Source organism: Haloterrigena alkaliphila (genome assembly GCF_017352155.2).
Classification (GTDB): Archaea; Halobacteriota; Halobacteria; order Halobacteriales; family Natrialbaceae; genus Haloterrigena; species Haloterrigena alkaliphila.
Genome location: NZ_CP071462.1, coordinates 626,390 through 645,101 on the forward strand (window position 1 = coordinate 626,390; position 18,712 = coordinate 645,101).

21 protein-coding genes are annotated in these 18,712 nt (G+C 68.8%); 12 read left to right on the plus strand and 9 right to left on the minus strand.

Going from position 1 to position 18,712, the window contains the following annotated elements:
- Positions 1 to 4 precede the first annotated feature (4 nt).
- The gene (locus J0X25_RS21930) at positions 5 to 1,483 is read right to left on the minus strand and encodes a PAS domain-containing sensor histidine kinase (protein WP_207289570.1); all 1,479 of its coding nucleotides are present in this window, start codon (positions 1,481 to 1,483) and stop codon (positions 5 to 7) included.
- 145 nt (positions 1,484 to 1,628) lie between these two features.
- On the opposite strand from J0X25_RS21930, the gene J0X25_RS21935 reads away from it, so the two are divergent.
- Entirely contained in the window at positions 1,629 to 2,666 is a 1,038-nt protein-coding gene (locus J0X25_RS21935; protein WP_207289571.1) for a beta propeller repeat protein, read from the plus strand.
- Positions 2,667 to 2,760: 94 nt separating this feature from the next.
- Here the strand turns inward: J0X25_RS21935 and J0X25_RS21940 are convergent, their stop codons facing one another.
- On the minus strand, positions 2,761 to 3,069 hold the full coding sequence (locus tag J0X25_RS21940; RefSeq protein WP_207289573.1) for a hypothetical protein: 309 nt from the start codon (positions 3,067 to 3,069) through the stop codon (positions 2,761 to 2,763).
- Positions 3,070 to 3,315: 246 nt separating this feature from the next.
- Between J0X25_RS21940 and J0X25_RS21945 the strand changes: the two genes are divergently transcribed.
- From J0X25_RS21945 to J0X25_RS21955, 3 genes are all read left to right on the plus strand, one after another.
- On the plus strand, positions 3,316 to 3,642 hold the full coding sequence (locus J0X25_RS21945) for a 30S ribosomal protein S24e (RefSeq protein WP_207289575.1): 327 nt from the start codon (positions 3,316 to 3,318) through the stop codon (positions 3,640 to 3,642).
- The gene (locus J0X25_RS21950) at positions 3,643 to 3,777 is read left to right on the plus strand and encodes a 30S ribosomal protein S27ae (RefSeq protein WP_207289577.1); all 135 of its coding nucleotides are present in this window, start codon (positions 3,643 to 3,645) and stop codon (positions 3,775 to 3,777) included.
- A 121-nt stretch (positions 3,778 to 3,898) separates the two neighbouring features.
- Positions 3,899 to 5,641, plus strand: coding sequence for a bifunctional N(6)-L-threonylcarbamoyladenine synthase/serine/threonine protein kinase (locus J0X25_RS21955; protein WP_207289579.1), 1,743 nt, complete (start codon positions 3,899 to 3,901; stop codon positions 5,639 to 5,641).
- 21 nt (positions 5,642 to 5,662) lie between these two features.
- On the opposite strand, the gene J0X25_RS21960 is transcribed toward J0X25_RS21955, so the two are convergent.
- On the minus strand, positions 5,663 to 5,884 hold the full coding sequence (locus tag J0X25_RS21960; RefSeq protein ID WP_207289580.1) for a YgaP family membrane protein: 222 nt from the start codon (positions 5,882 to 5,884) through the stop codon (positions 5,663 to 5,665).
- 97 nt (positions 5,885 to 5,981) lie between these two features.
- Here J0X25_RS21960 and J0X25_RS21965 point away from each other — a divergent pair, with 97 nt between their 5' ends.
- Both J0X25_RS21965 and J0X25_RS21970 read left to right on the plus strand, forming a co-directional pair.
- On the plus strand, positions 5,982 to 6,638 hold the full coding sequence (locus J0X25_RS21965; RefSeq protein ID WP_207289581.1) for a helix-turn-helix domain-containing protein: 657 nt from the start codon (positions 5,982 to 5,984) through the stop codon (positions 6,636 to 6,638).
- Between the two features lie 101 nt (positions 6,639 to 6,739).
- Positions 6,740 to 7,030: a DUF5808 domain-containing protein gene (locus J0X25_RS21970; protein WP_207289582.1), complete on the plus strand. Its 291-nt coding sequence runs from the start codon at positions 6,740 to 6,742 to the stop codon at positions 7,028 to 7,030.
- 40 nt (positions 7,031 to 7,070) lie between these two features.
- On the opposite strand, the gene J0X25_RS21975 is transcribed toward J0X25_RS21970, so the two are convergent.
- Positions 7,071 to 8,729, minus strand: coding sequence for an NADH-quinone oxidoreductase subunit D (locus tag J0X25_RS21975; protein WP_207289583.1), 1,659 nt, complete (start codon positions 8,727 to 8,729; stop codon positions 7,071 to 7,073).
- 83 nt (positions 8,730 to 8,812) lie between these two features.
- Here J0X25_RS21975 and J0X25_RS21980 point away from each other — a divergent pair, with 83 nt between their 5' ends.
- On the plus strand, positions 8,813 to 9,463 hold the full coding sequence (locus J0X25_RS21980; RefSeq protein WP_207289584.1) for a helix-turn-helix domain-containing protein: 651 nt from the start codon (positions 8,813 to 8,815) through the stop codon (positions 9,461 to 9,463).
- A gap of 87 nt (positions 9,464 to 9,550) precedes the next feature.
- Complete coding sequence (locus J0X25_RS21985) at positions 9,551 to 10,102, plus strand: XTP/dITP diphosphatase (RefSeq protein ID WP_207289585.1); 552 nt, start codon at positions 9,551 to 9,553, stop codon at positions 10,100 to 10,102.
- A 20-nt stretch (positions 10,103 to 10,122) separates the two neighbouring features.
- Here J0X25_RS21985 and J0X25_RS21990 read toward each other — a convergent pair whose 3' ends face one another.
- The 5 genes from J0X25_RS21990 to J0X25_RS22005 all read right to left on the minus strand — a co-directional run bounded on the left by J0X25_RS21990 (position 10,123) and on the right by J0X25_RS22005 (position 14,237).
- Positions 10,123 to 11,244 (minus strand): guanosine monophosphate reductase, encoded by a 1,122-nt coding sequence (locus J0X25_RS21990; protein WP_207289586.1) that lies wholly within the window; start codon positions 11,242 to 11,244, stop codon positions 10,123 to 10,125.
- A 72-nt stretch (positions 11,245 to 11,316) separates the two neighbouring features.
- Entirely contained in the window at positions 11,317 to 11,790 is a 474-nt protein-coding gene (locus tag J0X25_RS21995) for a DUF7384 family protein (RefSeq protein WP_207289587.1), read from the minus strand.
- Positions 11,783 to 11,917, minus strand: a complete 135-nt coding sequence (locus J0X25_RS39785) for a hypothetical protein (protein WP_284145175.1) — start codon at positions 11,915 to 11,917, stop codon at positions 11,783 to 11,785. Before J0X25_RS39785 ends, J0X25_RS21995 begins: the two co-directional genes overlap by 8 nt.
- Before the next feature lie 201 nt (positions 11,918 to 12,118).
- Positions 12,119 to 13,222, minus strand: a complete 1,104-nt coding sequence (locus J0X25_RS22000) for a putative sulfate/molybdate transporter (RefSeq protein WP_207289588.1) — start codon at positions 13,220 to 13,222, stop codon at positions 12,119 to 12,121.
- Between the two features lie 133 nt (positions 13,223 to 13,355).
- Positions 13,356 to 14,237, minus strand: coding sequence for a dihydrodipicolinate synthase family protein (locus tag J0X25_RS22005; RefSeq protein WP_207289589.1), 882 nt, complete (start codon positions 14,235 to 14,237; stop codon positions 13,356 to 13,358).
- A 152-nt stretch (positions 14,238 to 14,389) separates the two neighbouring features.
- On the opposite strand from J0X25_RS22005, the gene J0X25_RS22010 reads away from it, so the two are divergent.
- From J0X25_RS22010 to J0X25_RS22025, 4 genes are all read left to right on the plus strand, one after another.
- Positions 14,390 to 15,421, plus strand: a complete 1,032-nt coding sequence (locus J0X25_RS22010) for an AIR synthase family protein (protein WP_207289590.1) — start codon at positions 14,390 to 14,392, stop codon at positions 15,419 to 15,421.
- 532 nt (positions 15,422 to 15,953) lie between these two features.
- Entirely contained in the window at positions 15,954 to 17,315 is a 1,362-nt protein-coding gene (gene thiD / locus J0X25_RS22015) for a bifunctional hydroxymethylpyrimidine kinase/phosphomethylpyrimidine kinase (RefSeq protein WP_207289591.1), read from the plus strand.
- Positions 17,312 to 18,322 (plus strand): LLM class flavin-dependent oxidoreductase, encoded by a 1,011-nt coding sequence (locus tag J0X25_RS22020; protein ID WP_207289593.1) that lies wholly within the window; start codon positions 17,312 to 17,314, stop codon positions 18,320 to 18,322. The genes thiD and J0X25_RS22020 overlap by 4 nt, the downstream gene beginning before the upstream one ends.
- Before the next feature lie 50 nt (positions 18,323 to 18,372).
- Positions 18,373 to 18,702: a tRNA-binding protein gene (locus J0X25_RS22025; protein WP_207289595.1), complete on the plus strand. Its 330-nt coding sequence runs from the start codon at positions 18,373 to 18,375 to the stop codon at positions 18,700 to 18,702.
- The last annotated feature ends 10 nt before the right edge of the window (positions 18,703 to 18,712 follow it).

Sequence of the window (18,712 nt, forward strand, 5' to 3'; positions counted from 1 at the left end):
CGCGTCACAGCGACGGGGAGAGTGGGGGCTCTACCTCGACGGCGCGCTCGGCGGGAAACGAGAGCGTCACGACCGTTCCACCGCCCGAGCGGTCCGCGAAGCGCAGATCGCCGCCGGCGTTCTGGACGATCCAGTTGACCAGCCACAGCCCCAGTCCGGAGCCGTGATCGAGCTGGGTCTCTTGACCGTCGAGCACCGCCCGTCGCTCGGTTTCGGGAATCCCCTCGCCGTCGTCGGCGACCGTGAACTCGAGGCGGGGATCGGCGTCGTAGTCGACGGTCTGGACGACGATTTCGACGGACGGCACGTCCGGGGCGTCGTCCCCGCTCGCCGGGTTGTGCCTGACCGCGTTATCGACGAGTTCGTTGAGCGCGTCGACGACGCTGGCGTCGATCATCGGTGGGTTCGTGCCCGCTCCCGGCGCTTCGGTCTGGGTGACGATCCGGGCGTCGGGATAGGCCGCTCGCGCGCGGTCGGCGACCGACCGGATCGCCTCCGTGGCCTCGATGCGGTCGGTGGTGCCGTTCCGTTCGAGGGTCCGTTCGACGCCGCGGGCCTTGTCGGCCGTCGCGATCAGGTCGTCGATCTCCGCGAGGATCGGTCGCACGTGGCGCCGCTCGAGGCGCTCGTTTCGATCGGCGATGAGGTTGGCGTGGCCCTGGATGACGGTCACGGCGTTTCGGAGGTTGTGCCGGAGGACGCGGTTGAGCACCTGAATGCGTTGCTCCCGGTCGCGCTGGTCCGTGACGTCGCGGGCGATGACGACGGAGCCGTGCTGGAGCGCGCTGACGGTCACGTCCAGGGGAAACGTCGTGCCGTCGGTTCGCTCGCCGGTCAGCGTCCCCCGCCAGTAGTTGCGCTCGGCGACCGCCGACTCGACCTCGCCCTCGATCGAGGCCTGTGCGGCGTTCGTAAAGAGCGTCGTCCAACGCGTCCCCTCGAGGGTGTCGGCGTTTCTGACCCCGTAGAGCGAGGCGTAGGCGTCGTTGACGTAGACGTGCCGATCGTCCACGACGACGGCGATCCCGTCCATCGAGGCCTCGACGGCGTGGGAGAGGCGCTCGTTCTCGCGGTAGTGGTAAGAGAATTCGATGTAAACGTGTCCGAGCAGCGCCCCGAGGGCGATACCGGCGCTCAGCGCGCTGAGTACCGGCTGTGAGAGCCCGCCGGTGAACCCGATCCGGACCGAGAGGAGGTAGATGCTCCAGGCGCAAAACAGCGCCATCATCGCACCGGCGGCGAGCGAACACGCGGTGACGATATCGGCTCGAGTCGGCTCCGACTCGTCGGCGTGCGTTCGAACGCCGTACCAGACCAGTGCGACCCCGATGAGCGTCGGAACGCCCATCTCGAGGACCAGCAACGTCGGGGCGCCGCCGAACGTCAGCACGTACGCACCGACGACGGCGAGCAATCCGAGGCCGACGATCGAAACCGAGTACTCCCGAACGTACGTCGACGCGCGGCGAGCACTGGAGACCATCGGCGGAACAGTACGTGATGGGAAGACGACGATTATAAATCAATTGGCAATTTTCTCGACACCTCGTCAGACGTTCGCAAACCCGTCGACAACGGCGCCGGTGCCGACCCCGAACCGTTTGGTACTGGGCGCCGTCGATACTGACATGGTAACAGTCACCCTGGCCCAGCGGGACCGACTGCTCGTGTGCGCGAACGAGGGCGCCGACGGTGCAGACGCGACCTGGACGACCGCGACCAGCCTCGAGGGCCACTCTCTCGAGTGCGTCACCGCTACCCCTGAACGATCGGCACGGGTGTTCGTCGGCACGTTCGAGGACGGCCTCTTCCGTGGCACCGCGGACGAGGCAGGGGAGACCGACGAGTGGGCGTTCGAGCGCCTGGAGACCGAGTTCGTCAGCGAGGCGGTCACGTCGCTGGCGGTCAGCCCCCACGACCCGGACGTGGTCTACGCCGGCACCGAACCGAGTCGCGTCTACCGCTCGAGCGACGGCGGCGGCTCCTGGACGCGGCTCTCGGGGCTGACCGCCCTCCCCTCCGCCGAGGAGTGGTCCTTCCCGCCGCGACCGCACACCCACCACGTCCGCTGGCTCGAGGTGGACCCGTTCGATCCCGACCGCCTCTACGTCGGGATCGAAGCCGGCGCGTTCGTCCTGAGCCCCGACGGCGGCGAGACGTGGCGGGAGCGACCCGAGGGCTCCCGCCGGGACAATCACGCGCTCGCCACCCACGCCGACCGCGAGGGCCGCGTCTACACCGCCGCCGGCGACGGCTACGCCGAAAGCGACGACGGCGGCGACTCGTGGCGCCGCCCGCAGGCGGGTCTCGAGCACACCTACTGCTGGAGCGTCGTCGCCGATCCGGCCGACCCCGACTCGGTCATCGTCTCGAGCGCAAGCGGCGCCCGGACGGCCCACACGGCCGAGCGGGCCGAGTCGTACGTCTACCGACGGACCGGCGACGAACCGTGGGAGCGCCTCGAGGACTGCGGACTCCCGACCGGCGAGGGCGTCGTCCGTGCCGTCTTCGATACCACGGGCGAACGGGGCGTCGTCTACGGAGCGAACAACCGGGGGCTGTTCGTCACGGAGGATTTCGGCGGCCGCTGGGAGCCCGTCCCGATCGACTGGGACGAGGGACTCGAGGCGCAGGCACCGCGCGGACTGATCGCCTTGCCGGACTGACCGGTCGGCGCCGTCGACCGCCAGAACGCCCCCTGTCGCGTCTGCGCTCGAACCACTCGCCGTTCCGGTGACTCGAGTCGTCGACGTCGGTGACTCAGAGCAGCGCCGCGAGAGCGCCTTGCCCGAGCGTGATGGCGACCCAGAGCACGATCGCGACCACGGCGAGGACGAACAGGATTGCGGTCTGCTTCACGCCGGACAGTTCCGCCCACTCCCCCGCGCCGAACGCGTTCGTGAGCGGCGGTTCGAACGCCGCACCGAGAAATCCGACGCCGAAGAGGGTCGCGAACGCCGAGAGGCGCGTCAGCAGTCCGAGGTTCGGTTGGGCGATCGCGGACCCGACGACGACGAGTGTGATTCCGATCGCGAGCCGTTGCGTGGTGGAAACGTCTGATACGTCCATACAGAGAAGTAGTTCATATAATTATTAATGTTTTGATTTAACTCGATACTGGCGCGAAATCGAGTCCGAGACGCGTCTTTCGGACCTCGACCGACGACGGTGTGTGAGACGGCAGCCCCTCTCGAGAACCGCGGGGACGCTCACGCCGGCGCCCGTCGAAATTCGGAACCGGACTCGAGACGCCGGTGACGGGTTCGAAATCCTTTTAGGCGCTACACGGGGATAGTAGGGTAACTGAGTGATATCATGGACGTCGACATCATCTCCGAAACGGAGAACCCCATGTTGCATCGAACCGACGTGACCTTCGAACTGTCCCACGAGGACGCGACGCCCGAGCGCCTGCAGGTTCGGGACAGTCTCGCGGCCAAACTGAACAAGGACGCCGACGAGGTCGTCGTCCGTAAACTCGACACCAAGTTCGGGATGCGAAAGACCGTCGGCGAGGCCAAGGTCTACGAGACGGCCGACGACGCCCGCGACGTCGAACAGGACCACATGCTCGAGCGAAACAAGATCGGTGCCGCCGACGAGGCCGAGACCGATGCCGAAGCCGAAGCGGAGGAAGCGTAAATGGCTCGCCACGAACTCTACGAAGACGACGGCAGCACGGAACGCGAACAGTGCCCCCGCTGCGGGGACGCCTTCCTCGCCGACCACGGCGACCGCCAGCACTGCGGGAAGTGCGGTTACACCGAGTGGGAGTAGCGATGCGCCGAGCGCAGCGAGGAGCATCGGAACGAGCGAACGGGCGCGAAGCGCCCGTGAACGAGTAACGCCGTTCTCCGGCCCTCGCGGCGCATCCGTGCTTCTACGATAACAACCAGACGTGAGTACTCACACCCGAATTCTCGGCATCGAAGGCACCGCCTGGGCTGCCAGCGCGGCCGTCTACGATGCGGCGACCGACGACGTGTTCATCGAGAGCGACGCCTACCAGCCCGAGAGCGGCGGTATCCACCCCCGCGAGGCCGCCGAGCACATGCACGACGCGATCCCCCGCGTCGTCGAGACCGCACTCGAGCACGCCCGCGACACCCACGACGGCCCCGAAGACGAGGCCCCGGTGGACGCGGTTGCCTTTTCGAAAGGGCCGGGTCTCGGCCCCTGCCTGCGCATCGTCGGGACGGCCGCCCGCGCGCTCTCCCAGGCGCTCGAGGTCCCCCTCGTCGGCGTCAACCACATGGTCGCCCACCTCGAGATCGGTCGCCACACCGCCGACTTCGACTCGCCGGTCTGTCTGAACGCCAGCGGCGCGAACGCCCACCTGCTGGCCTACCGCAACGGCCGCTACCGCGTGCTCGGCGAGACGATGGACACCGGCGTCGGCAACGCCATCGACAAGTTCACGCGCCACGTCGGCTGGTCCCATCCCGGCGGGCCGAAAGTCGAGGCGGCCGCCGAGGACGGCGAGTACGTCGACCTCCCCTACGTGGTCAAGGGAATGGACTTCTCGTTTTCGGGCATCATGAGCGCCGCCAAGCAGCGATACGACGACGAGGTTCCGATCGAGGACATCTGCTTCTCGCTGCAGGAGAACGTCTTCGGGATGCTGACCGAAGTGGCCGAACGCGCGCTCTCGCTGACCGGCAGCGACGAACTCGTGCTGGGCGGCGGCGTCGGACAGAACGCCCGCTTGCGCGAGATGCTCGCGGAAATGTGCGATCAGCGCGGCGCCGACTTTCACGCGCCCGAGCCCCGATTCCTGCGCGACAACGCCGGCATGATCGCCGTGCTGGGCGCGAAGATGTACGACGCCGGCGACACCGTCGCGCTCGAGGACTCCCGAGTCGACCCGAACTATCGGCCCGATCAGGTCCCCGTGACCTGGAGAACGGACGAGCCCGAACTGGCGGCCGGCCGCAACGCCGGCGAGGACCGCCGGCAGGTTCGCGGCGCCGAAGCGACCGTCGACCTCGAGCCGGCGGCGGGCCGGGTCACGAAACGCCGGGAGTCCAAGAGCTACCGCCATCCCGAACTCGACGACCGACTCCGGCGCGAGCGGACGACCCTCGAGGTCCGCCTGACCAGCCTCGCGCGCCGCGAGGGCGTCCCCACGCCGGTGCTCTCGGACGTCGATTTGCGGGAGGCGCGCCTCGAACTCGAGTACGTCGGCGAGGCGGACCTCCGCGACGACCTGGCCGCCGAGCGCGTTCGCGAGGTCGGCCGGCACCTCGCGCGACTACATCTGGCCGGGTTCGTCCACGGCGATCCGACGACGCGAAATGTGCGTGTCGGGCGTGCGGGACGCGACGCGTCCCGGGACGAGCGAACGGCTGACGGCCGCGAGCAGCGCGACGCGCCGCCGAACGAGCGAACGGAGGGTGACCGTGAGCAGGACGCCGAGCGGTCGTACCTCATCGACTTCGGCCTCGGCTACCACACCGACCACGTCGAGGACTACGCGATGGACGTCCACGTTTTCGACCAGAGCCTCGTCGGCACCGCGGACGACCCCGAGCCGCTGCGCGAGGCGCTCCGCGAGGGCTACCGCGAGGTCGGCGAGGAGCGCGTGCTCGAGCGCCTGCGAGACGTGGAGGGGCGGGGCCGGTACGTCAGCGACGACGTGTGACGCTCCGATCGATCGACGACCTCACTCCGCGGATCGGGAGTCCCCGGTCGTGTCGACCCCGAGCAGGAAGTTGCCGCCACAGAAACGCATCCACGCGTTCTGGAGGAGCCCGATTCCGGCGATGCCCGCGATGGCCGCGCGCTCTCGCTTTCCGTCCTGATAGGCCGCCGCGGACATCACGACCAGCCAGATGCCGAGCACGCCGCGAACGATACGATCGGTTCCGCCGACGTTTCGCTGCATACGCGGTCGTACGGGGTGGCGAGTGGAAACCGCGTGGCCGAATATTTCGGCCTCGTTTATGACGGTGGCTGTCGAACGGCCAACAGGATTTCGACCGATGAAACGCGTTCGCATCACGCTGGACCCCGCAGGCGACTACGCGCCGCCGCTGTATCGACGACTCGCGGGCGAGGCGTCGTATTTGGACCGGGTTCGGATCGTCAACTGGAACGTCGCGGCGCCGCCGACGGCGTTCCTGCTGTGGCTCCGCGGCGACTACCGGCGGTTCGAAGCCGAACTGGCGGCCAGCGAGAACGCCGACGAGTACGAGCTCCTCCCGCTCACCGACCGGGAGTGTCACTGCTTCCTCGAGGGGGAGGTCGCCGACGCAGCCCGGCTCCTGTTCGAGAACTTCACGCAGGGGAGCCTGATCACCGTCCCGCCGATCGAGTGCCACGACGACGGGACGAACACGTTCTCCATCGTCGGCACGGACGCCGACATCCAGAACGCGGTCGAGGGCGTCCCCGACGGCGTCGGCGTCACCATCGAGGCGGTCGGCGGGGAGACCGTGGCACCGACGAGCGCCGTCGGCCGACTGTCCCGACGACAGCGCGAGGCCGCCGAAGTCGCCCTCGAGATCGGCTACTACGAGGTTCCCCGTCGGGCGACGACGGCCGATGTCGCCCGCGAACTCGACTGTGCGACCGCGACAGCGGCGGAACACCTGCAGAAGGCCGAGTCGAAGCTGATCGGCGCCCTGCTGGAGCAGTGAGCAACGAGGGGTCGATCCCCTCGAGGCCGGCGCAAGCGCTCGACCCCGTTGGGAGAGATGATGACCCAATACTCTTATCAGGTGAGGACGTACGTTTGCGCATGGCAGACAAACCGACGTCCGGAGAGATTCTCGGCGTACCGTACAACTTCGATCGACCCAGCATCGGACGGATGATCTCCTCGTACTGGCAGCCCGGCGAGGGGATGCTCGTCGAGAAGCCGTTCGGCGTCGGCTACACGCTGAACCTCGCCAACTGGCGGTCGTGGATCGTCGTCCTCGTCGCCGGCGGCCTCCTCTGGCACCAGGAGCAGGGCGCCTCGGAGGGCGGCGCGGACCGGCAGGACGAACCCGTCGAGGTCATCGTCGACGACAGCGAAACGGACGACTGACCGGCGCTCGATCCGATTTCTCGCGGCTTCGGTACCCCGGTCAGCGATCGACTTCGCCCATGATGCAGTCCAGACTGCCGATCGCGGCGACGAGGTCCGGTATGTACTCCCCCTCGGCGATCTCGGGGAGCACGGAGAGGTTCGAGAAACACGGGCTCCGGATCTTGAACCGCGCCGGCGTGGCGGAGCCGTCCGCGCGGACGTAGATCCCGAGTTCACCCTTCGCGCCCTCGACGGCGCGGTACGTCTCGGTGTCGGGCGCCGGCTTGAGCGTCCGCGGAACGTTGCTCTGGACGGTCCGTTCGTCCTCGGGCCACTCCTCGAGCAAGTCGAGACACTGCGCGACGATCTTGGCCGACTCCTCGACCTCGCGCAGTCGAACGAGGACGCGACTGTAGTTGTCGCCGTCGGGTTCCGTGACGACGTCCCACTCGAGTTCGTCGTAGTAGCCGTAGGGGTCGTCCCGGCGGAGGTCGTACTCGATCCCGGAGGCGCGGGCGACCGGGCCGGTACAGCCGTACCGTTTGGCGACCTCGGACTCGAGGACGCCGGTATCGAGACAGCGGTGCTGGAAGATTTCGTTGGTGACCAGCAGATCGTGGTACTCGTCGATCTTGGCAGGGAGCCCGTCGAGAAAGTCGCGCGTTTCGTCGATGAATTCCTCGCGGGGCTCGGGGAGGTCCCAGGCGACCCCGCCCAGCCGGAAGTAGTTGTACATCATCCGCTGGCCGGTCAGGTCCTCGAGGCGGTCGAGAACGAGTTCGCGGTCGCGGATGGCGTACTGGAAGGCGGCGGTGAACTCGCCGAAGACGTCCAGCGCGTAGGTGCCGAGCGAGATGAAGTGGGAGGCGAGTCGCGAGAGTTCGGCACCCATCGTCCGGAGCACCTGCGCGTACTCCGGAACCTCGAGGTCCGCCAGGTCCTCGGCGGCGCGGGCGTAGGCCCACTCGTTGCACAACCCGGACATCCAGTCCCAGCGATCGGGGTAGGGCATGATCTGATGGCGGTAGGTCCCTTGCTGGCACAACTGCTCCTCGCAGCGGTGGATGTAGCCGATGTCGGGGTCGACGTCGACGACCGTCTCGCCGTCTAACACCGCTTTCACGTGCATGACGCCGTGGGTCGAGGGGTGGTGCGGGCCGACGTTGAGAAACATCGTGTCCGAGACGGCGTCGTGCTCGTCGTCCGCGATCGGATTCGCGTGCTCGGAGAGGGTCACGACCTGCGATTTCTCCTGATCGTAGGACCGCGAGAGCGGATGGCCCTGCCAGGTTTCCGGGAGTAGAATCCGGCGGGGATCGGGGTGGCCCTCGTACTCGATCCCGACGAGGTCGTAGGCCTCGCGCTCGTGCCAGTCGGCGGTTCGAAAGACGGGTTCGGCCGATTCGCTGACCGGGTCGTCGACCGGCGTCGGGACGACGACCGACGCCTCTCGCGTCGGATCGTCGTACGACCGCAGGTGGTAGATCGTCTCGAATCGGTCCGCGTACTGCTGGGCGGTGACGCAGGCACAGTGGTCGAACCCCGCCTCGTCGCGCAAGGTCGCGAGGACGTCCTGTACCTCGTCCGGCCGGATCACGACCCCCGGCGCGTTCAGGTGGTCGTCTCGAGCGAGGACCGACTCGCCGAGCAGCGCCTCGAGGTCCGGTGTCGGCCCGGACTCGGCCGACCGAGACTCGAGCGTCGACTCCGATGACATGGGCGACGGTACGGACGGTCGGCGAGAGTCGGTTCTGCGCCACTGGCTAGGCTATTTATGTACTCGAGCCCGGCCTTCCGCTCGTGAAGACCGTTCGGCTCACGCTCCGGTACGACGCCGAGACGATCCATCCGATGCACCGGTTCGTCGCCGACAGCGACGACTTCGACGCCTATCGGATGGTCCACGGCAACCTCGCCGGAGACGACGACCACGCCTTCATTTTCCACGTCGTCGGCGATCCGGACGCCTACGCGGCCGCGATGGAGCGGACCGAACAGGTCGGCGACTACGACCTCAACAGGACCGGCGAGCGGACGTTCACCGTCTACGTCCGCGACGTCCCCGAGGACGTCGACGAGCGCCTGCTCGACTCCTTCACGCGAGGGAGCCTCGTCGTCCTGCCGCCGATCGAGTACCGCTCCGACTGGACGGTCCGCTTCTCGGTCGTCGGCGAGTCCGACGACCTCCGGCGCGCCCTCGAGGGGATCCCCGACGGGATCGAGGCGACCGTCGGCCGCGTCGGCGAGTACGACGGCGGCGACGCCGCGGTCGGCTCCCTGACCGACCGCCAGCGCGAGGCGCTGCGGACGGCGCGAGAGTTAGGGTACTTCGACGTTCCGCGGACCGCGAGCGTCGACGACGTCGCCGCGGCGCTGAACTGCGCGCCCGGAACCGCGGCGGAACACCTGCGGAAGGCCGAAGCCAGCGTGATCGACGCGCTCGAGTTGTAGGTGAGTGCCGCGGTCGTCGCGGACCGCGGCCGGCGTCGGCGCGACGCAACCGACGACGCTTTGCCGTCGCCGCCACGTCGCTCGCACATGGCCATTCGATTCGTCACCGGCAACGAGGGGAAGGTCCGCGAGGCCCGAGACTACCTCGCCGACCTCGAGCCCGTCGAACAGGTCGAGTACGACTACACCGAGGTCCAGAGCGACTCGCTGACCGAGATCGCGGCTCACGGCGCCCGCGAGGCGTTCGAAGAACTGGGAAGCGACGACCCGGTGCTCGTCGACGACGCGGGGCTGTTCGTCGACGCGCTCGAGGGGTTCCCGGGGCCGTACTCGGCCTACGTCGAGGACACCGTCGGCGTCGAGCGACTCTGGCGGCTCGCGAGCGAGGAAGAGAACCGGCGGGCACGCTTTCGGACCGTGCTCGCCTACGCAGATGAAACTGGAACCGAGACGTTCGCGGGCTCGGTCGCCGGCACGCTCGTCGCCCCGCGCGGCGAGGGCGGCTTCGGCTACGACCCGATCTTCGAGTACAACGGGCAGACGATGGCCGAGATGAGCACCGAGGAGAAGAACGCGATCTCCCATCGCGGCCGCGCACTCGCCGAGTTCGCGGAGTGGTACGCCGGCCGCGACGAGTAAGCGGACGGCGACGAGGGGTTTCAGTCGTCGCCTTCGGCGGTGGCGTTCGCGGCGCCGTCCGACTCCGATTCGTCGGCGGCCGCCCCTTTACTGTCGACGCTGACGCCCTCCCAGTCGTGGTCCGCGTGGTAGCCCTCGCGCTCCTTTGCGCTGGCTTCGACGCGAATGAACTCCGCCTTCTCGCGCGCCTCGGGGATCGTGTGGCCGCCGCAGTAGGAGAGCCCCGACTGGATGCCCGCGCAGAACTCCGCGACGACGTCGGCGATCGGCCCCTTGTAGGGGGTCAGCGCCTCGACGCCCTCGTCGGCGCGGACGTTCTCTTCCTTGTCGTCCCGTTTCTCGGCGGCGGTCGTCGTCGCCATCCCCCGCGAGCGCTTGTACCGGGTCCCGTCGACCTCGACGACTGCGCCGGGTGCCTCCTCGGTGCCGGCGAAGAGGCTGCCCATCATCACGGTGTCGGCGCCCGCCATCAGCGCCTTCACCGCGTCGCCGGAGGTCCGGATGCCACCGTCGGCGCAGATGGTTACGTCGAGGTCCTCGGCCGCGTCCGCGCAGTCGTCGACGGCCGTTAGCTGCGGGACCCCCGCGCCGGCGACCTTTCGGGTGGTGCAGTGCGAACCCGGACCGATGCCGACCTTCACGCAGTCGGCGCCCGCAGCCGCCAGATCCTCGACGCCCGCGGGCGTGGCGACGTTGCCGGCGACCAGATCGGTCTCCGGGAACTCCTCGCCGAGGATCTCGACGGCCTCGAGCGTCCGCTCCATGTGGCCGTGAGCGACGTCGACGACGAGCGCGTCCACGCCGGCGTCGACCAGCCCGGCGCTGCGGTCGACGTAGTCCTCGTCGATCCCGACGGCGGCGGCCACCCGTTTGCCGGCGTCGTTCACCTGCGCGACCTGTTCGGCCTGCTCCTCGGGCGTGAGGAACCGGTGGAGGACGCCGATGCCGCCGGCCCGCGAGAGTGCGATCGCCAGTTCGGCCTCGGTGACGGTGTCCATCGCGGCCGAGACCAGCGGCGTCTCGAGTTCGATCGACGGCGTCAGATTCGTGGAGAGGTCCACGTCGCTGCGGCTATCGACTGGCGAGCGGTTCGGAACGAGCAGCACGTCCCCGTAACTCAACCCGGTGCGGAGATCGTTCATTGACCCCTCATCACTCGGAACTGCGGTCAGATAAGTGTCTCGCATCCGGGCCGCTTCTCTCGAGTCCACGGGCTACGCCCGCGGATCGCGATCCGGGCCGGGGTAGTCGCCGCCCTCGACGGCCTCGTAGAGGCTCTCGGGGTCGAACAACCGCGCGAACGCGTCCGGCGGACGGATGCTGACGGAGACGCGGGGCTGCAGCGAGAGGCCCGCTTGCGCCGATCCGAGCCCTTCGTCGTCGGAGAGCAGGTGTGCAGCCCGTCCGCGGTAGGCCGAGGCGAGGGCGGGATGGTCGTCCGCGGGATGGTCGACCGCGACGCGCTCGACCTCGAGTCGCGCCCGATGATCGGCCGCGAGGTCCGGATCCGCGAGGGTCGCGACGAGGGCTTCGGTCCGCTCGAGCAGCGGGTCGCTCGCGACGAGTTCGACCCAGGAGTGCCGGCGCACGTGATCGAGCGCCTCGCGCGCGTCGCCGCCGACGAGCAGGTCGGCCGCGAGGACCGCCGGATCGGCGACGACGCGGGCGGGGTTGGGTCGCTCAGGCATCGTCGCCCTCCGTCCCCGAGTTCGTCTCGGCCTCGGTCGCCAGTTCGTCGGCTGCCGTCCGGACGGCCTCGAGGTCCACGTCGTAGTCGGCGCCGCGGGCGAAGAGATCGGCCCAGCTCGCTGTCATCGCCAGTCCTTCGCGGTCGGGAGAGAAAAGCGCCGTGACTCGCGGATTCGTGATATTCGATATCGTCGTTATTAGTTTATCGCGGTGACGATCGGCGTACTGCTGAAACGTCGTATCGGACGGGTTCGCGCCGCTCGAGCGTCGAAACGGGTCGCTTAGTCAAAATACGGAACCGATCGCCTCGGCAATCGGGTAGCCGGCTTACGTCATCCGATACAGCGCCCAGTACAGGACGGCACCGGCGACGAACGCGACGCCGACGTTGCCGACCAGGCCGACGACCCCGACGCCGAGCACGAACGCGAGCGACCGGCGGCTCGAGATCGGTTCGAACGCCGCTCGAGCCAGCTCGAGCGAGACGACGGCGAGCAATACGCCCAGCACGGCCAGCGGGAACGCCGCCAGCAGGGCGCCGGTGGCCACGAGCGCCAGCGCGAGGTAGCCGACCCCGAGGAGGACGTTGGCACCCCCGGTTCGAGCGCCGAAGGCGTACTTCCCCGCGAGGCCGCCGCTGCCGTGACACATCGGCACGCCCCCCAGCGGAATCGCCGCGAGGCAGGTCACGCCCATACTCGTCGAGAGTCGGTCGGGAGAGATATCCCGATCGTAGAGGTCGCCACAGAGCAGCGCGGTCGCGATCGCCGCGTTCCCGACCGTCATCCCCAGTTGCGCGACGGTTCCCTCGAGCGCGGCGGCCGACAACGTCGGCGGTCCCGCCGGAAAGAGCGAGAGGGCGGGCACCTGCGGCGCCGGAACTCCCGTGGTCGCGACGGCCGCGACGGCGCCGCCCCCGAGGACGAGCAGGACGCTGGCGCCCCGGTAGCCCCCCAGCGCGAGCAGGCCGACGATGGCCAGTCCAGCTATCGCGATCAGGGGGTTCCCGACCGAGAGGTCGACGGCCGCCTCGAGAAGGAGCAACGCGACGGCGAACTGGACGCCGCGGATCACGGGTTCGCCGACGACCCGCTCGAGTCGCCCGATCAGACCCAGTTTTCCCACCGTCAGGAGGACGCCTCCTGCGACCAGCCCCGCGGCGGCGAGTTCGGCGTAGGTCAGCGTCCCGACGATCGCCAGCCCGATCAGCGCCTTCATCGGCTCGACCGACAGCGGCATCCCGTAGGCGAGGCCCCAGACGATCTGGAAGACGCCGAAGCCCACCAGCACGTGGGGCAGGGAGACGCTCGTCGTCGCCGCGAGGGCGACCAGCAGCGGGAGCACCGTAACCGAATCACCTAGCGCACCCGTCAGTTCCGACGTCGAGAACTCGAGGGATGAATCAGCCGTAGACTGCAACGAGTACGCCATCTATCCACGATACCGTCGCGAACGACTTTAGCCTTGGCTGAAACCGTATGTAGTTTCGAAATTGCGTATTCGTTGGCTGATTCGGTTACGAAGCGTTCCAGCACCCGGTGCTGGTCGGATCGATGCGGGTCGGTTACGGCGCCGCCGTAGTCTCGAGAACCTCCTCGAGGACCGCCTCGAGCGTCGATCGGTCGTCGTCCGCGAGGGGCTGGAGCGGCCGGCGCGGGTCCCCGGCCGGCCGACCCCGGACCTCGAGGGCGGCCTTCACGCCCGCGACGCCGTACTCCGCAGTGACCAGCCGGTTGAGTTCGACGAGCGCGGCGTTCAGTTCGCGAGCCGCGTCGGTCTTCCCGTCCCGCTCGAGTCTGTAGATCTCGCTCGCACGCGCGGGCGCGACGTTGGCCAGCGCGAGCACGCCGCCGTCGGCGCCGGCGGCGAGTCCCGCCGCGTAGGCGCTCCCGCTGCCGACCAGCACCGAAAACTCATCGTCGCTCGTCAGCGAGACGAGGCGCTGAATCGACTCGAGGCTGCCGCTCGAGTCCTTGATGCCCGCGACGTTCTCGTGGGCGGCCAGCGCTGCGGCGGTCTCGGGGGCCAGCGCGCGGCCCGTAAACTTCGGAACGCTATATAGAATCACCGGAATCGGCGACTCGTCGGCGAGGTCGCGGTAGTACGACTCGAGGGCCGCGTCGTCCGAGCCGTAGTAGGAGGGCGTGACCACCAGCGCGGCGTCTGCGCCCGCCGCGGCGGCGCGTTCGGTGGTCTCGAGGGTCGGCTCGAACCCCTCGAACCCAGTCCCCGCGACCACGGGCAATTCGGTCGTTTCGGCGACGGTCTCGACGGCCGCGACGCGCTCGTCGGGCGCCAGCAAGGGTGCTTCGCCGGTCGAGCCACAGGGGACCAGGAAGTCGACGCCCTCGGACTCGAGCCAGTCGGCGATCGAGGCGAGTCGGTCGTGATCGATTCGTCCGCCGTCGTCGAACGGCGTGGCGATGGGGACGCCAGTTCCGTGCATGGATCGTCGTTCGACGGGACCGGCCATGGAGGGTTCGGTTCGAAACCGCTCGGGCGAGAGGGTACGGCTCGAACTCCCGAACGGGGACCGCGCCGTCTGACGATCGAACGAGGATCACCACCGCTAAGACGACTCGCTGGGACGGATCGACCGTGAGCGACCTCGGCAAGATCGATCGGGAGTTCTTCGAGCGGCAGGTCGCGCCGAACCTCGGCGCGGAGCGCGACGACGTCGCCGTCGGCCCGCAACACGGCGTCGACTTCGGCGTCCTCGAGATCGGCGGGCGGGCGCTGGTGACCGCGACCGATCCCGTCTCGATCATGCCCCAACTGGGACTCGAGCGAGCGGCCCGGTTCGCGCTGGACCTCGTACTCGCGGACGTGGCCGTCAGCGGGATTCCGCCGTCGCACCTCTCGATCTGTTTCACCCTCCCCGAGACGATGACCGACGACCAGTTCGCGACCGTCTGGAAGACGATCCACGAGGAGTGCGTCGACCTCGGGGTGGCGGTCGTGACGGGACATACCGCCCGCTACTCGGACCCCTCGTACCCGTGGGTCGGCGCGGCGACGGCGATGGCCGTCGGCGATCCCGACGAGATCGTCCGTCCCGACGGTGCCCGCCCGGGCGATCGGCTGCTGCTGACGACCGGGCCCGCGGTGGAGTCGGTGGGACTTTTGAGTACGTTGTTCGCCGACCAACTCGCAGGCGACCTCTCCGACGACGTCCTCTCGAGCGCGCAGGATAGACTCGCGGAGGTCTACTGCGTCCGGGACGCCCTCGCGGCGGCCGCCGCGGGCCCGGTGACGGCGATGCACGACGTGACCGAGGGCGGCCTCGCGGGCGCGCTAAACGAGATGGCTGCTGGGGCTGGGGCACGGTTTTCCGTCGATCGGGATTCCGTGCCGATGCGGCCCGGCGTGCGGGAGGTGTGTGATTTCCTCGAGATGGACCCATGGGCGGCCACCAGTAGCGGCTCGCTGCTGCTCGCGGTCGATTCGGAGGGTGTGGACGACGTGGTGGCGGCGCTCGAGGATCGGGACACCGTCGTCGCCGAAATCGGCTCCGTCGAACCCGGAACCGACGGCGGCGACGTCCTCGTTGACGGCGACCGACTCCCCCACCCGAACGTCGATCCCTCGTGGCGCGCGTACGCCGAACTGGCCGACGCAGCGGACGAATAACGTTCCTCGAATACGCTTCGTGGCGTCCCTCACACTCGAGATCGTTCCGGGCCGCCGAACCACTGCAGTGGCGCGTGCGGAGTCGCGGTGAGGGGAACGAGGTCTGAACGGAGTGAAGACCTCGGAACGGCGAACGGTGACCGCAGGGAACCGTGAGCCACTGACGAATCGCGGCTCTAACCACGCGAGGGATGAGCGAGTGAACACCGTGAACGAGCGAATCGGCTGGGGAGGAATGTGGAATCCCTAGTTGCCAGTGTGAGCAGCGGACAGGTTCCGAAGGAACTCGAGTCTGAGTGTTCTGCTATCATGGCAACTAGGGATGGCCACTCCCTCCCCAGCCGATTCGCTCACTCCCTGCGGTCGTTCGCTCATCCCTCGCGTGGGTTCGTGCCGAGGTTCGCTCTGCGCTCACCTCGGCACAGCACGCGCCACCGCCGTCGGCTGCCCGGACGGCCGGGTATGGCGGAAAAGGCGATTCTCAGGATCGTCGACCATGACCGCTTTGTACAACCGGAAAATACGGCCACATATGAGAACGCCAGCACCCGATACGCGCCCGGTAGCGCTCACGATCGCGGGCAGCGACTCCGGCGGGGGCGCCGGGATCCAGGCCGACCTCGCGACGATGGCCGCCCACGGCGTCTTCGGCACGTCGGCGATCACCGCCGTCACGGCCCAGCACACCCGCGGCGTCGAGTCCTCGCACGTGTTACCCCTCGAGGAAATTCGGGCCCAGATCGAGGCCGTCACCGGTGACTTCGCGGTCGGCGCGGCGAAGACGGGGATGCTCGCGACGACGCCGGTCATCGAGACCGTCACCGAGCACGCCCGGGAGTTCGAGTCCCCGCTGGTCGTCGACCCCGTGATGGTCGCGACCGCGGGCGACCGGTTGCTCGAGGCCGAGGCCGAACGCGCCTACGAGGAGCTACTGGGCGAAGCGACGCTGGCGACCCCCAACGCCGACGAGGCCGAGGTGCTGACCGACATCACCGTAACCGACCACGAGAGCGCGGTGGACGCCGGGGAGGCCATCCTCGAGACCGGCGTCGACGCCGTCCTCGTCAAGGGCGGCCACGTTCCGGGCGAGACGGTCCGGGACACCCTCGTCACCGGTGACGGGGTGCGGACCTTCGAGCACCCGCGGATCGGCACCGAGGCCACCCACGGCTCGGGCTGTACGCTGGGGTCGGCGATCACGGCCCGGCTGGCGAAAGGCGAACCGCTCGAGTCGGCCGTCGAGGGCGCCACGGAGTTCCTCGCCCGCGCGGTGCGATACTACTACGACGTCGGCGAGGGCCACGGCGCGGTTAACCACATGGTCGACCTACGAAACGAGGCCAGCCGCGAGCCGACCGCCGAGGCGGTCCACGCGGTCGTCGATCGACTCGTCGACGCGGACGTCTCCCGCCTCGTCCCCGAAGTCGGGATGAACGTCGTCGGCGCCACTCCCTACGCCGAGTCGGTCGCGGAGACGGCGGCCGTCGAGGGCCGGATCACGCGCACCCTCTCGGGCGTCCAGCCGAATCGGGGCGTCCGCTTCGGCGCCTCGAGTCACGTGGCCCGGTTCCTGCTGGCGGCCCGCGAGTTCGCTCCCGACCTGCGATTCGCGGTCGACTGCCGGTTCGACGAGGACGTCGAGGACGCCCTCGAGGGCCTCGAGTGGTCCGTCGCGGAGTACGACCGGAGCGAAGAGCCTACCGAGCGCAGGGAGGCCGAGGGCGCCACGATGGGCTGGGCCGCCCGCCAGGCGTTCGCGGACCGCGAGGAGCCGCCCGAAGCCGTGGTCGATCGCGGCGATGTCGGGAAGGAGGCGATGGTGAAACTCGTCGCGAGCGATCCGGAGACGCTCGCCGAGCGGCTGCTGGCGCTCGACGGCGAGGTGGCGCAATGAGCGCTGGTGACGCCGGTTCCGGGGCCAAGTCCGGGGACGCAACTGATCTCGAGGTCGGGATCATCCTCCCCCAGTACGGCACCGAGATCGAGACCGTCCGCGAGACCGCCCTCGAGGCCGAACGGCTGGGCTACGGCGCGGTCTGGCTCGAGGACCACTTCCAGTCGTGGATCGGCGACCCTCGCCGCGGGGCCCACGAGCCCTGGACGACGCTCGGCGCGCTCGCCGAGGCCACCGACGAGATTCGGCTGGGAACGCTCGTCACGAGCCAGGACTACCGCCACCCCGCCCTGCTGGCGAAGATGGCGGCGCAGGTCGACCGGCTCAGCGACGGCCGCCTCGAGCTCGGCCTCGGCGGGGGCTGGTACGCCGACGAGTACGAGCGGTTCGGCTACGAGTTCCGCGAGCCGCCCGCCGAACGACTCCGCCGGCTCGCCGAGACCGTCGAAATCCTGCAGGGGCTATGGACGAACGAAACGTACAGCCACGCGGGCGACCACCTCGAGATCGACCTCGAGGACGCCTTCTGCGAGCCCCAACCGGTGCAGGACCCCCACCCGCCGATCTGGATCGGCGGCGGAGGGGAGGCGTTCACACTTCGGTACACCGCCGAGCTCGCCGACGGCTGGAACTTCGGCACCCTCGAGCCCGAGGGGTTCGCCGACAAACTCGAGATCCTGCGCGATCACTGCGAGAGCGCGGCGCGATACGACGAAATCCGCAAGTCGGCCGAACTGTTCGTCTTCGTCGGCGAGACGACCGCCGAGGCCGAGGAGAACCGCGAGCGGTTCCGGAGCGAGTTCCTGCCCGACGAACCCGCGGAACCGCGGGAGTTCTTCCTCTCCGGCTACGTCGAGACCGCACCCACGGGGACGCCCGCGGAGGTGCGCGATCGACTCGCCGAGTACGCCGACGTCGGCATCGAGGAGGTCATGCTCGTGGTTCCGCACGCGGCCGACGACGGGGACGAGAGCCTGTCGCTGCTGGCCGACGCGCTCCTCGAGTAGCGGTTCCGAAAACGGAACGCTCATTCCCGAGGCCGTCGCTATCCTGCCGCATGGTCGAGAATCCGTTCGACGTCGAGATTCGCGTCGGCGAGGTGCTGGACGCCGAGTCGTTCCCCGAGGCGAACAAGCCGAAGATGACCAAGCTCCGGATCGATCTGGGCGACGAGCACGGCGAGATCCAGTCCGCCGCACAGCTGGACCACCACTACGAGCCCGACGATCTCGAGGGGCGGCAGGTACTCTGCGCGACGAATCTCGGTTCCGTCCGGATCGCCGGCTTCAAATCCGAGGCGCTGACCGTCGGGGTCCCGGACGAGGAGGAGTTCCCCGTGCTCGTCGAACCGGACGAGGACGTGCCGCTGGGCGGCCTCCTGTTCTGAATCGGAACGG